The sequence below is a fragment of the Pseudomonas sp. GL_117 genome (assembly GCF_057835125.1).
On record NZ_CM174418.1, the window covers coordinates 78,686 to 93,370 of the forward strand.

The following is a 14,685-nucleotide window of genomic DNA, read 5'->3' on the forward strand; positions in this document are numbered from 1 at the left end:
TTAAGTTAAGAAATCATTTCCATTCGAAAATCTTCCATGACGGGATCAGCATATCCGGCTGGTCAGAGCGGATGAAGTTCGCATCGGTTCCGTCCGCGCGTACCAGGAAATACGGAGGCGCGCCCTTGGGCGTTACCTTGATCGCGTACAGGAAGCCATTTTGGCGGTATTCCTGGATGGTCTTGTCGCCTTCGGTGCGGATCGTGACCTCAGGGTCACCACCGGGGGCGCTGTCGGCTGCCGTGGCGGCCAGCGGCAGGAGTGCAATCAAGCCGGTCAACAACAAGCGATTCGCTGTACGCATGATAACCTTGTCCCTTTGTCGTCATTGGTCCGGCTATTCTAGCGCCTGACCCGCCGAAAAGGTTGATCCTGCTCATGAGCCAAGCCCCCCTCGTCCTGGTGGACGGTTCTTCATATCTGTACCGCGCCTTCCACGCGTTGCCACCGCTGACCACCTCCAAAGGCCTGCCGACCGGTGCGGTCAAGGGCGTGTTGAACATGCTCAAAAGCCTGCGCAAGCAGTACCCGGGCAGCCCATTCGCAGTGGTGTTCGACGCCAAGGGTGGGACCTTTCGCGACGACATGTACGCCGAATACAAGGCCAACCGCCCGAGCATGCCCGATGACATGCGCGTGCAGATCGAGCCGCTGCACCAGAGTGTGATCGCCCTGGGCTTCCCGTTGCTGTGTGTCGAAGGCGTCGAGGCCGATGACGTGATCGGCACCCTGGCCCGCAGCAGTGCGGCTGCCGACAGGCCGGTGGTGATTTCTACCGGCGACAAAGACATGGCTCAACTGGTCGACGGGCACATTACCTTGGTCAACACCATGACCGGTAGTTCGATGGACATCGACGGCGTAAAGGAGAAATTTGGCGTCGCTCCGGAGCAGATCATCGATTATCTGGCGTTGATGGGCGACTCGTCCGACAACATCCCGGGCGTTCCGGGTATAGGTCCGAAGACCGCATCCGGCTTGCTGGTGGGCGTGAATGGCGGGATCAAAGAGCTTTATGAGCAGCTGGACATCGTGCCGAGCCTGCCGATCCGGGGTGCCAAGACCCTGCCGGCCAAGCTCGAAGAGCATCGTGAGATGGCGTTTCTTTCCCACCAGTTGGCGACGATCAAGTGCGATGTGCCGCTGGACGTGGGCCTGGATGACCTGCACCTGAACGAGCCGGACCGCGACAAGCTGCTGGAGCTGTACGCGCTGCTGGAGTTCAAGAGCTGGTACGACGATATTCAGCGTGATACCAAGCGTGTCGAGCTCAAGGCCGCACCTGTTGCCGAAGATGAAGTGGTGGAGGAGGTTCCCGCTGCGCCGCTGCAAGCGTCCTACACCACCATCCGCGACCAGGCCACGTTCGATCTCTGGCTGAAAAAACTCAATGACGCGAAGTTGTTCGCTTTTGACACCGAAACCACCGGTATCGACGCCCAGCAGGCGCAACTGGTCGGGGTTTCCTTCGCCGTTCAGTCCCATGAAGCAGCCTACATCCCGCTGACTCACTCCTACATCGGTGTGCCTGAGCAACTGGATCGCGACACCGTGTTGCTGGCTCTCAAGCCGCTGTTGGAAGATCCGACCAAGCTCAAGGTCGGCCAGCACGCCAAGTTCGACATGAATATCCTGGCCAACTGCGCCATTGGCGGTGACCCGGCCCACGGCATCACCGTGCGTGGCATCGCCTTCGACACCATGCTCGAATCCTACGTGCTGAACTCCACTGCGACCCGGCACGACATGGACAGCCTGGCCAAGAAGTACCTGGACTACGACACCGTCAGCTTCCAGGACATCGCCGGCAAGGGGGCCAAGCAACTGACGTTCGACCAGATCGCACTTGAGCAGGCCGGCCCCTACGCGGCTGAAGATGCCGACGTGACCTTGCGCCTGCACCAGGCGCTGCACGCCCAACTCACCGCCATCCCGAGCCTCGCCAGCGTGCTGACCGACATCGAGATGCCGCTGGTGCCGGTACTGGCGCGTATCGAGCGCCAGGGCGCGCTGGTAGATGCGGATTTGCTTGGCGTCCAGAGCATTGAGCTGGGTAACAAGATGGTTGAGCTGGAGCGCCAGGCGTTCGAGATCGCTGGCGAGGAGTTCAACCTCGGTTCGCCCAAGCAGCTCGGGGCTATTCTGTACGAAAAGCTCGGTTTGCCTGTGCTGAAAAAGACCGGCAAGGGTCAGGCGTCTACCGCCGAGGAAGTGCTGGCCAAGCTGGCCGAAGATGACTACCCGCTGCCCAAGGTGCTGATGCAGTACCGCAGCATGAGCAAGCTGAAAAGCACTTACACCGATCGCCTGCCAGAGCAGATCAACCCGCGTACCGGGCGTATCCACACGTCCTACCACCAGGCGGTGGCGGCGACCGGGCGGTTGTCGTCCAGCGATCCGAACCTGCAGAACATCCCGGTGCGTACTGCTGAAGGGCGTCGGATTCGTCAGGCGTTTGTCGCGCCAAAAGGCTACAAGCTGCTGGCGGCGGACTACTCGCAGATCGAACTGCGGATCATGGCGCACCTGTCCAAGGACGAAGGCTTGATGAATGCCTTCCGCGATAACCTGGACGTGCACACGGCCACCGCGGCCGAAGTGTTCAAGGTTGAGCTGGGTGAGGTCACGTCCGACCAGCGCCGCAGCGCCAAGGCGATCAACTTCGGCCTGATCTATGGGATGGGGGCGCAGAAGCTCGGCAAGGACATTGGCGTGGATACCAAGACCGCCAAGGCTTACATCGACGTGTACTTCGCCCGCTACCCCGGGGTTCGCGAGTACATGGAGCGCACCCGCGCCCAGGCTGCCGACCAAGGCTATGTCGAGACCTTCTTCGGCCGCCGCCTGTATTTGCCGGACATCAACTCCAACAAACCCCAGGAGCGTGCCGCGGCGGAACGCACGGCGATCAACGCGCCGATGCAGGGCACGGCCGCTGACATCATCAAGAAAGCCATGGTGCTGGTGGACAACTGGCTGGCCGACTCGGGCCTGGATGCCAAGGTAATCCTGCAGGTGCACGATGAATTGGTACTGGAGGTGCGTGAGGATCTGGTCGCCGAAGTCAGCGAGAAAATTCGCCAGCACATGAGTGCTGCGGCGCAGTTGGATGTGCCGCTGCTGGTGGAGGTGGGCGTGGGCAATAACTGGGACGAAGCGCACTGATTTACAGGGCCTTGCCGCCACAAGCCGTGGTGGCAGAGTGCTTTAGATCAGATATTGCCGTTAGTTATTTCCAATAGTTTTTCGCACCGCCCGGAACTTAACCCGTGAAGTGCCACTCAGAGTTACTGAATGGGTGGTGAAGCCCTTCAATGCTCCTATGTTGTGTTAAGTGTTGGCAGATATCTGGACCCCGCCCTAGCGGTCCGGAACTTGAACCCCGAACTTCCCCTCCCCATACGAAGTCCGGGGTTTTTTTTGCCCGCAGGAAAGTTACTCGGCGATTTCCGCGCCTTTGTCGGCCAATTCCATCCAACCGGCCAGCACGGTGTAGGCCTCTTCCAGGCCCATGCGTTTCGGCGCCGAGAACAGCTGGATAGTGATCGCGTCACCCCAACCCTTGCGGATTTCCGCCTGCACTTTGAGCAGGGTGTTCTTGGCTGCGCCATAGGTCAGCTTGTCGGCCTTGGTCAGCAGGATATGCATCGGCATGCCGCTGGCCACGGCCCAGTCGAGCATCAACAGGTCGAAGTCGGTCATTGGATGACGGATGTCCATCATCAGGATCAGACCCTTCAAACTCTCGCGGCCACCCAGGTACGCCTCCAGGTGACGCTGCCAGTGCAGCTTCAACGGGATAGGTACTTTCGCGTAACCGTAGCCCGGCAGGTCGACCAGACGCCGATCATCGTCTAGCTTGAAGAAATTGAGAAGTTGCGTGCGCCCCGGGGTTTTCGACGTACGTGCCAGGCTGGCGTGGGTCAGTGTGTTCAGCGCGCTGGATTTACCGGCGTTGGAACGGCCGGCAAAGGCAACTTCAAAGCCTTCGTCATCGGGGCATTGGTCAACTTTGGCGGCGCTGAGCATGAACGTGGACTGTTGGCACAGACCGAGGATGGGATTCTTGAGTTGCATGAGGTTTCCGATGTGGGCGATGCCGAGAAAGGGTGCGGCAAGCGGTGTCGTTTCCGTTTCAGTAGCGCCAGTATATAATGCCGCAGATTTTGTGTGTGCTTTGTCCCAGCGAAGGATGAAGTTCACGGGAGCGATAGACCTTTATTGCGCATTAGAACGCAAAACGCTCTCAAGCCCTGAAATGGTCGACGTATGACCAGATGGTTGCTCGCTTTTGGTGTCCTGGTTCCGCTTTACGGCGCTCAGGCTACACAGGATCCGGAGGCGGTGTACAACCGAGTTTGCGTGGCTTGCCATGCCGGCCAACTGCCCAACGCCCCCAAACGGGGTGATCAGGCAGCCTGGGCGCCAAGACTGGCGCAGGGCATGGACACGCTGGTGCAGCACGTGACCCAGGGTTTCAAGGCAATGCCGCCGCGTGGTTTGTGCATGGACTGCAGTACTGAGGATTACCAGGCCGTCATTGATTTGATGGTGAGTAAACCCGGTAGATAACTCTTAAACCCCTTAGCCGTAGTTGGATTAGCTGATGAACAAACTGATCGTGAGTCTGCTGTTGACCCTGGGCATCACTGGTGTTGCCCATGCTGCAGGCGACGCTACAGCGGGCCAGGCGAAAGCCGCCGTGTGTGGTGCTTGCCACGGACCGGATGGCAACAGCCCGGCGCCGAACTTCCCTAAACTGGCCGGCCAGGGTGAACGCTACCTGACCAAGCAGATGCACGACATCAAGGATGGCAAGCGCACGGTGCTGGAAATGACAGGCTTGCTGACCAACCTCAGCGATCAGGACCTGGCAGACATTGCGGCATATTTTGCCAGCCAGAAAGGCAGCGTGGGAGCGGCCGATCCGAAGCAGGTCGCCCGTGGCGAAGAACTGTTCCGCGGCGGCAACCTGGAAAAAGGCATGCCTTCGTGCATCGGTTGCCACTCGCCCAACGGCGCAGGCCTCGCCGCTGCAGGCTTCCCGCACTTGAGTGGGCAGCATGCACAGTACGTTGCCAAACAGCTGACGGACTTCCGTGAAGGTAATCGCGTCAACGATGGCGACACCAAAATCATGCAAAGCATCGCCGGCAAGTTGAGCAACAAGGACATCGAAGCGGTGTCGCAGTACATCCAGGGTCTGCACTGATCCAGGCGCTACGTTAACGCTCGATTAATCCGTCGATGCAAGCATAAAAAGGGTGGCCCAGGCCGCCCTTTTTTGTGGCCGGTGCCGTTACACTAACGAACTCATGTCCGCGTAGACCTGTCACAACAAAGGTCGCGTGAGGCGACTTTATTTGTCCAGGAGTAAAGCATGCGTAATCTGATCCTCAGCGCCGCTCTCATCACTGCCAGCCTCTTCGGCATGACCGCGCAAGCTGCCGATGTGCCGCTTGAAGCCGGTAAAACCTATGTTGAATTGACCAATCCCGTACCGGTTTCGGTACCTGGCAAGATCGAAGTGGTGGAGCTGTTCTGGTACGGCTGCCCGCATTGCTACGCTTTTGAGCCGACCATCAATCCATGGGCCGAAAAACTGCCTTCAGACGTAAATTTCAAACGCATTCCGGCCATGTTCGGCGGCCCATGGGATGCCCACGGCCAGTTGTTCCTGACCCTGGAAGCCATGGGCGTGGAGCACAAGGTCCACAACGCGGTATTCGATGCCATCCAGAAACAAGGCAAGCGCCTGACCAAACCAGACGAAATGGCTGACTTCGTCGCCACCCAAGGTGTCGACAAGGACAAGTTCCTGGCTACCTTCAACTCCTTCGCCATCCAGGGCCAGATCAAACAGGCCAAAGAACTGGCGCAGAAGTATGGCGTGCAAGGTGTACCGACCCTGATCGTCAACGGCAAATACCGCTTTGACCTGGGTACTGCCGGTGGTCCTGAAGCTGTCCTCAATGTCGCCGACCAGCTGATCGCCAAAGAGCGCGCAGCCAAGTAAGGGGCTCGCCATGCGCCGCTGGGGTACTGAACGGGTTGTTGGCCTGCATGATCCGCAGGTCAACGAGCATCACCTGGAATCCACGGGCCTGCCGGCAGACAGCCGGCTGCGCCTGCTCAGCTTCAATATCCAGGTAGGTATCAGTACCGAGAAGTACCGGCACTACCTCACCCGTGGCTGGCAGCACCTGCTGCCCCATAATGGGCGCGCCGGCAACCTGCAGAAAATCGGCAACCTGCTGAGCGACTTCGACTTGGTCGCCTTGCAGGAAGCTGACGGCGGCAGCCTGCGCTCCGGCTACATCAACCAGGTTGAACACCTGGCCCAGCTCGGGGCGTTTCCGTACTGGTATCAACAACTCAATCGCAACCTCGGGCGCCTGGCGCAGCACAGCAATGGCGTGCTCAGCCGCTTGAGGCCGTGGGCGATCGAAGATCACCCGCTGCCCGGGCCCAAGGGCCGTGGCGCGATCCTCGTGCGCTTCGGTGAAGGCCCTGAAGCCCTGGTAGTGGTGATGATGCATCTGGCGCTGGGTGCACGCACCCGCACGATGCAACTGGCCTACATCCGCGAGCTGATCGGCAATTACAAACACCAAGTGCTGATGGGGGACATGAACACCCACGCCAGCGACTTGTTGAACAATTCCCCGCTGCGGGACCTCGGGCTACTGGCGCCGCAAGTCGAAGCCACGTTTCCCAGCTGGCGCCCGCAACGTTGTCTGGACCATATCCTGCTCAGCCCGACCCTCACGCTCGAAAGCGTGCAGGTACTGGCGCAGCCCATCTCCGATCACCTGCCGGTCGCGGTAGAGATTCGTCTGCCGGGTTCGCTCACGGCTGATGCATTGCCCGCGTTGAGCCCTGGCCCCCGCGGACCCCTTGCATGAGCGACGACGCCCAGCGCTGGAAAGAAAAATACCTGCTAAGCATCGAACAACAAGAAAAGCTCGAGCGCCGTTGGGCCGCTCGCCTCGACTTGTTGCGTCGAGGGCTGGTGCGCAGCACGCTGGCGGCTGAAGGGACCGACCGTGCGGTCGACCAATGCATGAAGGAAATGCGCGATGTGGTGCGCACCGACGACATGGACGCCGCCCTCGCCGCCCTGTTGCCGCGCCTGGAAAAGGCCGTGCTGGATTCCGAGCAGCGCCGCGAAACCCGTGTCGACCAGATGAGTACCGCGTTGGCCTCCCTGGTCGCGCAGTTGCAGAAACTGCCACTGCCCCGTGAGGTCGCGCGCCCGCTGAAGACCTTCGCCAAGCAATTGGACGGCCGTGTGAGCCAGGCCCGCGAGATCCCGTTGCTGCTCAGCGAGTTGAGCAGCCTGCAAGGGCAGGCGCTGGAAAACCTGGAGCCGGATGGCGAAACCCCACGCCCGGGGCCGGGACTGTTGCAACGTTTGTTTGGTGGCAAGGAGGTTGCCAGTGAGGCGCAGGTGAGTGAGCCTGTGCCGGTTGCCGCGCCGCAGCCGCAGCCGCAGCCTGCCGCCGCCAAGCCCGTGCCCGAGCAGCCCGCGCCGTCTGATGAGTTGGCCGAGGCACTGCTGGCTTTTGCGCCACTTGCGCCACTTGCGCCGGCTGCACCCGAGCCCGCGCCATTGCCGCCCGCCCCTGTGCAGGCAGTCGCCAGCCCAGCGATTGCAGCCGCAGCACCGCTACCCGCTGCCGCGGTGCCAGAGCCCAAGACGCCTGCGCCCGAAGAGGCTGCCCCGCAGAGCGCACTCGCCACCTTTGTCGAAGCGCCATCGGTGCCCGTCGATACCCCGGCGCTCACCGTCATCGGCAGCCTGTCGCTGCCGCCGGTACTCGAGCGTGCCGACCCCGACGAGCTGCAATCGGACGGTATCTACGCCCTGCCCGATTCGCCCGAGCCGTCCTACAGCTCCGTGGCCAAACATATCGAAGACACCCTGCTCGGCCTGCTCGAGGACCTGTCGCTGCCCGAACGCCATCGGCCCCAGGCCGAAGCCATGCGTGAGCGCCTTGCCCATGGCTTGAACTGGTACGAACTGCTGCCAATCCTCGATGACCTGGCGGTGTTGATGCTGGCGATCACCGACAGCGGCCAGCACGAGTTCGAGGCTTATCTCAAGCAGCTCAACGAACGCCTCGAGGCGTTCCAGGGGCATCTGCAAGTGGCCAGCGATGGTCATGCAGACAGCCGCGACGCTGCCCGCGAGCTGGATACGCAGATCCGCGAACAAGTCGATGGCCTGCAAAGCAGCGTCCAGGACGCGGCCGACCTCGACAGTCTCAAGCACGTGCTGGAAAGCCATCTTGAAGGCTTGCTCGGCACCATGGACCAACACCAGCAGCAGCGCGACCAGCGTGAGCAGGAGGTCGCGGCGCGTTTGAAAGGCCTCGCCGAGCGTGTTGCGAACATGGAACAGGAAGCCCAGGGCTATCGCGAGCACCTGGAGGTGCAACGCCAGAAAGCCCTGATCGACCCGCTCACCGGGCTGCCCAACCGTGCGGCCTGGAGTGAACGCCTCGACCATGAGGTCAATGCCTGGCACCAGCAGGGCAACAGCCTGTCGCTGGCCATGCTCGACCTGGATCACTTCAAGCGGATCAACGACGGTTACGGCCATTTGGCCGGCGACAAAGTGCTGAAAATCATCGCCAATGTGCTGCGCAAGCGTCTGCGCTCGAGCGATTTTATCGCGCGGTTTGGCGGTGAAGAGTTTGTGTTGCTGATGCCCAACTCATCGCTGACGGATGCGCTGGCGGCTGGCGAGGTGTTGCGCGCGGCCATCGAGGCGTGCCCGTTCCACTTCAAAGGCGAGCCGGTGACGATCACGGTATCCATGGGCGTGGCGCAGTTCCTGCCAGGTGAGCGCAGCGACCTGGCACTCAAGCGCGCCGATGCAGCGTTGTACCGGGCCAAGGCGGCGGGACGCAACCAAGTGCAGGCGGCGTAAAAGATGTTCCATTTTGTGATTTGACCGTCTGGTTGCAGTCGGTACGTTACACTGTTGCATTATCGTCTTCAGCGTACTGCCTTCTGCCATGAAATTCTTATCCATCGCCTTTGTGTTTCTCCTCATCGCCGGCTGCGCCAGTGGCCCGCGCCTGGACACCAGCCATCCCTCGTCGAACCACGACAATCGCGTGCAGTTCGTGATCGTCCACTACACCTCCACCGACCTTGAGCGCTCCCTGGCGCTGCTGACCCACGGCCAGGTCAGCAGCCATTATCTGATCGGCGATGACGCCTCAGGCAGGATCTACAAGCTGGTGGATGAGAGCCAGCGCGCCTGGCACGCCGGGGAAAGCGAGTGGATGGGGCGCACCTGGCTCAACTCCAGCTCCATCGGCATCGAAATCGTCAACCCAGGCTATCGCGACACGCCGACGGGGCGCGTGTGGTATCCGTATTCCGAAGCGCAGGTGCAGTCGCTGGTGGTGTTGCTCAAGGACATCAGCAAGCGCAACGGCATCGACCCGAAGAACATCATCGGTCACAGCGACATTGCCCCGCTGCGCAAACTGGACCCGGGCCCGCTGTTCCCGTGGAAGCGCCTGGCCGAGCAAGGCCTGGGGGTATGGCCGGACGCCCAGGCGGTAGCGCGGTTCCAGGTGCAATATGCCGCTGAGCTGCCAAGCATCATCTGGTTCCAGCAGGAGCTGGCACGTCTGGGCTACCAGACACCGCAGACCGGCGAGCTGGACGTGGCCACGCGCCATGTGATCGCAGCGTTCCAGATGCACTTCCGTCCGGCATTGTTTGATGGCACTCCCGATGCCGAGAGTGCCGCGATCCTGCGGGCGCTGAACCGCCGCTAATCCGTGGCGAGCGGGTTTGCTGCGGCAACGCAGCTTTTTGTGGCGAGGGAGCTTGCTGTGGCCAACCCTCTCGCCACAGGCTACAGCGGCAGCGCCATGTAGAACTGCGTCCCCTGCCCCGGCCGCGAATACACGCCCATGCGGCCACCGTGCAGTTGCACGATCTCCTTGCACAGCGCCAGCCCCAGGCCGGCACCGCCTTTCTTGCGGCCGACCTGTACGAACGGCTCGAAAATGCGCCCTTGCTGGCCATAGGCGATCCCCTCGCCGTTATCCTCGACGCTGATAATCACCCGCTCCCCATGGCGTCGCGCCTGCAGGCGAATCTGCCCACCTTCGGCGGTATGGCGCAGGGCGTTGGCCAGTAGGTTGTCGAGTACGCGCTCCAGTTGCGGCTGGTCGGCGTACAGGCGGGGCAGGTTGGGTTGGGCTTCTACCAGCAGTTCGATGTTTTGAGCATTGGCCGGTTCGATGAACCGTCCACGGGCGTGTTCCAGCAGATCGGTCACGTCGCACGGCCCCAGGGTGAGTTTTTGCAGGCCGTTCTGGTAGCGCGAGAAGTTGAGCAGGTCGTTGATCAACTGCATCAGGCGCTGCATTTCTTCGTTGACCGTATCCAGCAGGTCCGCTTCGCGGGACTCCGCTGGAAATTTCGCGCGCTCGCGAAATAGCCCGAAAGCCATGTGCATGCCGGTCACCGGAGTGCGCAGTTCGTGTGAGGCACGCAACACAAACTCGCTGCGCACGCGTTCGAAGGCGCGCTGTTCGGTGACGTCATGCAGCACCATGACCGCGCCAAGGATGTGCCCTTGGGTATGGCTCACCGGCGTGAGGCTATAGGTCAGCAGGCGCAGTTCACCCTCGACTTCCACTTCCAGGTCATCCGGTGCGCGCTCCAGGTTGCCGCCGCGCAGCACCAATTGCAGTTGTTCATCCAGCTCGGGGCGCATCAAGGCTTCACCCAGCCCCTGGCCGAGGCGTTCCTCATCCCAACCCAGTTGGCGCTGTGCCACCGGGTTGAGGTGCTCCAGACGGCCTTGGCGGTCGATCATCAGCAGGCCGTCGTCAATGCTGTCGAGTACCGCCTGCAGACGCTGCTGGCCGGCGAGCAGTTCGTCGACATTGGTTGCCTGGTGCTGGCGCAACGCCTCGGCCATGATGCCGAAACGCCGTGTCAGCTGGTTCATCTCGGCTGCTGAGGAAATCGGCAGTGTCACCTCGAAATCACCCTGGCCGATCTTGTCCGCCGCCTTGGCCAGCGCTTCAATCGGTCCGCCAAATCGCCGGGCGATACCGTGGGCGGTGACAAAACCGATGATCAGCACCGCCAGCCCCACCAGCCCCAGCAGGCCGGCGATGAGCAAGGCGCGCTCGCGGGATTTGTGTTCGCTGGTGCTGATGTTTTCAAGGGCCTGCTTGTGTTCGACGATCAGGCCGTTGCGCAGCACATTGAAGGTTTCGGTGAGTTTTTCCTTGCTGCCCGGCGGTGGCGAGGCTTGCTGGAACTGGTCAAACGCGTCCAGCAGGTTCTGGTAATCGCTCCGGGCCTGGACGAAGCCCGTGCCTTGTCCGTTGCGCTGTTCGTGGGCGATGCCTTGGTCCAGCAGCTCGAAGTAGTGCTGCTTCGACGCTTGCAGGGCCACGGGGTCGGGACGCTGCTCCAGCATCATGATCAGTTGGTCGCCAAGGCTCTGGCGCAGCTTGAGGCCCAGGTCCAGGGTGATGAAGTTGCTGCGGATCAGCGACTCCTGGGTCTTGGCCATTTGCATGACGCTGACCAGGCCGAGGATCAAGCCCAGCAGGGCGACGGTGATCAGCGCTGAGATACTCAGGAACAAACGAGTACGCAGCTTCATCGCTAACTTCATAAGGTGCAGCTCACAGGTTGTACTGTTTGCGTTTGCGGTACAGGGTCGATGCGTCGATGCCGAGGGTGCGGGCCGCTTGGTCCAGGGTGTCGCTGGTGGCCAGTACCGCGCCGATGTGGGCCTTCTCCAGCTCATCCAGGCTCAGCGCCGCGCCGATGCGCGGGGCATTGTTGGTCGGTTGCTCAGCCATGCCGAGGTGGCTGATCTCGACCTTCTCCTGTGGGCAGATGATGCTCGCGCGCTCTACCACGTTGCGCAGCTCGCGGATGTTGCCCGGCCAGCGATAGTTGAGCAGCGCCTCGCGTGCTTCGTCGCTGAAGCCGCGTGCCGGACGCGCGTACTCCTTGACGAAGCGCGCCAGGAAGCGGTCGGCCAGGGTCAGGATGTCTTCGCTGCGTTCGCGCAATGGCGGCAGGTGCAAGGTGATGACGTTGAGGCGGTACAGCAGGTCCTCACGGAAGCGGCCGTCGCGCACCATGTCTTCCAGGTTCAGGTTGGTGGCGGCGAGGATGCGCACATCGGCGCGGCGGGTGACCGGGTCGCCGACGCGCTCGTATTCCTTGTCCTGGATGAATCGCAACAATTTTGGTTGCAACGTGAGCGGAAAATCGCCGATCTCGTCGAGAAACAGCGTGCCGCCGTCGGCCTGGTTGACCCGCCCCAATGTGCTTTCACTCGCGCCAGTGAACGCGCCGCGGCTGTGGCCGAACAATTCGCTCTCCATCAGCTCCGCCGTCAGCGACGGGCAGTTGATGGTCACGCAGGATTTCTTCGCGCGTTTGCTCCAGCCGTGGATGGCCCGGGCCAATTCACCTTTACCCGTGCCGGACTCGCCGAGGATCAGGATATTGGCGTCGGTCCCGGCGACTTGGCGCGCGGTTTCCAGCACGACCATCATGGCCGGGCTATGGGAATCGAGGCCGTCTTTGGGCTGGCGCACTGCGCCTTCCAGCGCTTCCAGGCGCGCGGACAATTGGCGCACTTCCAGTTGTTTGGCCGTGGCCAGGCGCAATTGGTCCGGGCTGCACGGTTTGACCAGATAGTCCGCCGCGCCTGCCTGGATCGCATCCACGGCGGTATCCACGGCGGAATGCGCGGTGACGATCACCACGCGCATCCATGGCGCCTGGATGCGCATTTGGGCCAGCACATCGAGGCCGTTGTCTTCACCCAGGCGCAGGTCGAGGAAGCACAGATCGAACACCTGGCGTTGCATCAGGGTATCGGCCTGGGCGGCGCTGTTGGCAGTGGCGACGGTGTAGCCTTCATCTTCCAGGCAATAACGGAAGGTGCGGAGGATCGCGGATTCGTCATCCACTAAAAGAATGCGGCCTTGAAGTTCCTTGGCTGATTCCATCTGTCCCGCGCTCCTTAACTATGAATGATGGTGATTAGTCCCGGAATAATCGGGCAAGTTGCATGGTTTATTCTGATCGATAAAAGGAGGTGCCGTGCAGGTATCTGCGCTGCTTCCTACAAAGCCCTGCCTGATGGCGTTTTCATGCCGTCTTGCCACTTCGGCAACTCACCGACAGCTTTCTATCCATTGATCCGACCGCTGGTGATCGTGCAATTCGCACGGCTCCCTTGGGGGCATCGTGCAGGATGCTGTGCCAACCAGCCTTGGCGTATATATAACTAATTGATTTTATTGAGTTTTATTTTGTAAAAAAACTGGCATGGGCCCTGCAATACCTCTCCCAACGAATAATCAGAATGCGGGAGAACATCAGCATGACTCGCCAAAGCCTCAGCCAATTGCATGTATCGCCACTGCGCTTGCAGCAAGGTCTGTTTGCCAGCCTGGCCCTGATGGTCACGCTGATTGGCGGCCAGCAGATGCAGCATTGGCAGCAGAGTCAGCAACAAGTCCCGCACTTCGAGCGTCCGCTCATGACGCAGACCCATTTCAGTTCCATCAGCAGCGTTTCCGCCGGTGTAACCGCACCCCAATTGAGAGTGGCTGACCAGGATTCGACCCCTGGCGAGCTGCCTACTCAAGAGCGTTGGGTGTTTTAGGCAATACATACGCTCGCTCATCTTGAGCGTCCGTACCGCACGACCTCTATAAAAGCGTAAGGAGAATCACCATGTTGAGTTGGGCAATCACGTTTCTGATCATCGCCATTGTGGCTGCAGTCCTGGGCTTCGGTGGTATCGCGGGCACCGCCACGGGGATCGCCAAGATCCTGTTTGTTGTCTTCCTGGTGATGTTCATCGCTTCGTTCTTCTTTGGTCGTCGCGGCCGAGGCTGAAAATGACCACTTTGTCCTTTAAAACCCTGGCTGCCGCCCTGCTCTTGGGCGGTAGCGGCTTGGTGATGGCCGCCAATGACGGCCAATCCCGCGCCAACGAATTGCTCGCGGCGGACCCGCAATACCGCGAAACCTGGCAAGGCGTGGTGAAGAAAGAAGAGCGTCTGCCGGAGTGGGTACTGAACCTGTCGGGCACGGCCGAGCAAATGAATGCCGTGCAGGAAGATGGGGACAAATACCTGGTCGGGCCGCTCTGCGAAACGGCCGACACTTGCCTGAAGAAGCGTCTGATCGTTGCCTTCAGCCTCGACAAGGAAGATGCCTACGCCCTGTTGGTGGAAGTCCCGGCCGGTTTGCCGGCGGACAAGTCGCCAACGCGGCACGCTGACTACCGTTTTATCGGTAAGCCGGATGAAGGCATGCAGAAGCTGTTGATGGAGCAGTTGAAGAAAGATCCGAATTGGTACTAGACCCTGTCTGGCGAGCCGAGTCAGGTTGCAAAGCGTCGACGCAGGTTCACAAGCTCCCCGCTTGCTGAACTTGCGACCGGCTTGTGACATTCATCCCCTGCCTCTCATGCCGCTCGTAGTCGCAAATTTCCTTTTCGCCCGGCTCCAACCATTACTTGGTGTGTCGGCGTGACCATCTATCGATAAAATTTGTTCGGTGCCATAGGCCATTTCTGACATGGCCCCCGCGTAATCCCAGGTATTTCTGCCATCCCTTCCAAGTTGTCCTGAATCTCTGAGCGAGCCGAGTTTG

General features: G+C 60.8%; 14 protein-coding genes. 10 read left to right on the top strand and 4 right to left on the bottom strand.

Annotated features, from left to right (window positions below; all coding sequences use genetic code 11):
* Nucleotides 1–13 precede the first annotated feature (13 nt).
* Nucleotides 14–304 (bottom strand): DUF2782 domain-containing protein, encoded by a 291-nt coding sequence (locus AC3ISR_RS00390; protein WP_017734691.1) that lies wholly within the window; start codon nt 302–304, stop codon nt 14–16.
* A 74-nt stretch (nt 305–378) separates the two neighbouring features.
* Here AC3ISR_RS00390 and polA point away from each other — a divergent pair, with 74 nt between their 5' ends.
* Nucleotides 379–3,165 carry a DNA polymerase I gene (gene polA / locus AC3ISR_RS00395; RefSeq protein ID WP_192298202.1) on the top strand — a complete coding sequence of 929 codons (2,787 nt, stop codon included), beginning with the start codon at nt 379–381 and terminating at the stop codon, nt 3,163–3,165.
* Between the two features lie 270 nt (nt 3,166–3,435).
* Here polA and yihA read toward each other — a convergent pair whose 3' ends face one another.
* On the bottom strand, nt 3,436–4,077 hold the full coding sequence (gene yihA, locus AC3ISR_RS00400; RefSeq protein WP_192298203.1) for a ribosome biogenesis GTP-binding protein YihA/YsxC: 642 nt from the start codon (nt 4,075–4,077) through the stop codon (nt 3,436–3,438).
* 192 nt (nt 4,078–4,269) lie between these two features.
* Here yihA and AC3ISR_RS00405 point away from each other — a divergent pair, with 192 nt between their 5' ends.
* From AC3ISR_RS00405 to AC3ISR_RS00430, 6 genes are all read left to right on the top strand, one after another.
* Nucleotides 4,270–4,572 carry a c-type cytochrome gene (locus tag AC3ISR_RS00405; protein ID WP_463984045.1) on the top strand — a complete coding sequence of 101 codons (303 nt, stop codon included), beginning with the start codon at nt 4,270–4,272 and terminating at the stop codon, nt 4,570–4,572.
* 34 nt (nt 4,573–4,606) lie between these two features.
* Nucleotides 4,607–5,212: a c-type cytochrome gene (locus AC3ISR_RS00410; RefSeq protein ID WP_226454802.1), complete on the top strand. Its 606-nt coding sequence runs from the start codon at nt 4,607–4,609 to the stop codon at nt 5,210–5,212.
* A gap of 168 nt (nt 5,213–5,380) precedes the next feature.
* Nucleotides 5,381–6,016: a thiol:disulfide interchange protein DsbA gene (gene dsbA, locus AC3ISR_RS00415; protein ID WP_192298206.1), complete on the top strand. Its 636-nt coding sequence runs from the start codon at nt 5,381–5,383 to the stop codon at nt 6,014–6,016.
* A 10-nt stretch (nt 6,017–6,026) separates the two neighbouring features.
* A complete protein-coding gene (locus AC3ISR_RS00420) occupies nt 6,027–6,905 on the top strand; it encodes an endonuclease/exonuclease/phosphatase family protein (RefSeq protein WP_192298207.1) in 879 nt (292 codons plus the stop codon).
* Nucleotides 6,902–8,935, top strand: a complete 2,034-nt coding sequence (locus AC3ISR_RS00425) for a GGDEF domain-containing protein (RefSeq protein WP_463984046.1) — start codon at nt 6,902–6,904, stop codon at nt 8,933–8,935. The genes AC3ISR_RS00420 and AC3ISR_RS00425 overlap by 4 nt, the downstream gene beginning before the upstream one ends.
* 88 nt (nt 8,936–9,023) lie before the next feature.
* The gene (locus AC3ISR_RS00430) at nt 9,024–9,800 is read left to right on the top strand and encodes an N-acetylmuramoyl-L-alanine amidase (RefSeq protein WP_489324545.1); all 777 of its coding nucleotides are present in this window, start codon (nt 9,024–9,026) and stop codon (nt 9,798–9,800) included.
* Nucleotides 9,801–9,880: 80 nt separating this feature from the next.
* On the opposite strand, the gene AC3ISR_RS00435 is transcribed toward AC3ISR_RS00430, so the two are convergent.
* A complete protein-coding gene (locus AC3ISR_RS00435) occupies nt 9,881–11,668 on the bottom strand; it encodes an ATP-binding protein (protein WP_489324546.1) in 1,788 nt (595 codons plus the stop codon).
* 10 nt (nt 11,669–11,678) lie between these two features.
* Complete coding sequence (gene algB / locus AC3ISR_RS00440) at nt 11,679–13,025, bottom strand: sigma-54-dependent response regulator transcription factor AlgB (RefSeq protein WP_192298211.1); 1,347 nt, start codon at nt 13,023–13,025, stop codon at nt 11,679–11,681.
* Nucleotides 13,026–13,402: 377 nt separating this feature from the next.
* On the opposite strand from algB, the gene AC3ISR_RS00445 reads away from it, so the two are divergent.
* From AC3ISR_RS00445 to AC3ISR_RS00455, 3 genes are all read left to right on the top strand, one after another.
* The gene (locus tag AC3ISR_RS00445) at nt 13,403–13,687 is read left to right on the top strand and encodes a hypothetical protein (RefSeq protein WP_192298212.1); all 285 of its coding nucleotides are present in this window, start codon (nt 13,403–13,405) and stop codon (nt 13,685–13,687) included.
* A 71-nt stretch (nt 13,688–13,758) separates the two neighbouring features.
* A complete protein-coding gene (locus AC3ISR_RS00450; RefSeq protein ID WP_003170804.1) occupies nt 13,759–13,923 on the top strand; it encodes a DUF1328 domain-containing protein in 165 nt (54 codons plus the stop codon).
* A gap of 2 nt (nt 13,924–13,925) precedes the next feature.
* Nucleotides 13,926–14,393: an inhibitor of vertebrate lysozyme family protein gene (locus AC3ISR_RS00455; RefSeq protein ID WP_192298213.1), complete on the top strand. Its 468-nt coding sequence runs from the start codon at nt 13,926–13,928 to the stop codon at nt 14,391–14,393.
* Nucleotides 14,394–14,685: the final 292 nt, after the last annotated feature.

Excerpts from the sequence above, each read along its gene's own strand:
- AC3ISR_RS00390 (WP_017734691.1), bottom strand. The coding sequence starts at position 304 with ATGCGTACAGCGAATCGCTTGTTGTTGACCGGCTTGATTGCACTCCTG.
- polA (WP_192298202.1), top strand. The coding sequence starts at position 379 with ATGAGCCAAGCCCCCCTCGTCCTGGTGGACGGTTCTTCATATCTGTAC.
- yihA (WP_192298203.1), bottom strand. The coding sequence starts at position 4,077 with ATGCAACTCAAGAATCCCATCCTCGGTCTGTGCCAACAGTCCACGTTC.
- AC3ISR_RS00405 (WP_463984045.1), top strand. The coding sequence starts at position 4,270 with ATGACCAGATGGTTGCTCGCTTTTGGTGTCCTGGTTCCGCTTTACGGC.
- AC3ISR_RS00410 (WP_226454802.1), top strand. The coding sequence starts at position 4,607 with ATGAACAAACTGATCGTGAGTCTGCTGTTGACCCTGGGCATCACTGGT.
- dsbA (WP_192298206.1), top strand. The coding sequence starts at position 5,381 with ATGCGTAATCTGATCCTCAGCGCCGCTCTCATCACTGCCAGCCTCTTC.
- AC3ISR_RS00420 (WP_192298207.1), top strand. The coding sequence starts at position 6,027 with ATGCGCCGCTGGGGTACTGAACGGGTTGTTGGCCTGCATGATCCGCAG.
- AC3ISR_RS00425 (WP_463984046.1), top strand. The coding sequence starts at position 6,902 with ATGAGCGACGACGCCCAGCGCTGGAAAGAAAAATACCTGCTAAGCATC.
- AC3ISR_RS00430 (WP_489324545.1), top strand. The coding sequence starts at position 9,024 with ATGAAATTCTTATCCATCGCCTTTGTGTTTCTCCTCATCGCCGGCTGC.
- AC3ISR_RS00435 (WP_489324546.1), bottom strand. The coding sequence starts at position 11,668 with ATGAAGTTAGCGATGAAGCTGCGTACTCGTTTGTTCCTGAGTATCTCA.
- algB (WP_192298211.1), bottom strand. The coding sequence starts at position 13,025 with ATGGAATCAGCCAAGGAACTTCAAGGCCGCATTCTTTTAGTGGATGAC.
- AC3ISR_RS00445 (WP_192298212.1), top strand. The coding sequence starts at position 13,403 with ATGACTCGCCAAAGCCTCAGCCAATTGCATGTATCGCCACTGCGCTTG.
- AC3ISR_RS00450 (WP_003170804.1), top strand. The coding sequence starts at position 13,759 with ATGTTGAGTTGGGCAATCACGTTTCTGATCATCGCCATTGTGGCTGCA.
- AC3ISR_RS00455 (WP_192298213.1), top strand. The coding sequence starts at position 13,926 with ATGACCACTTTGTCCTTTAAAACCCTGGCTGCCGCCCTGCTCTTGGGC.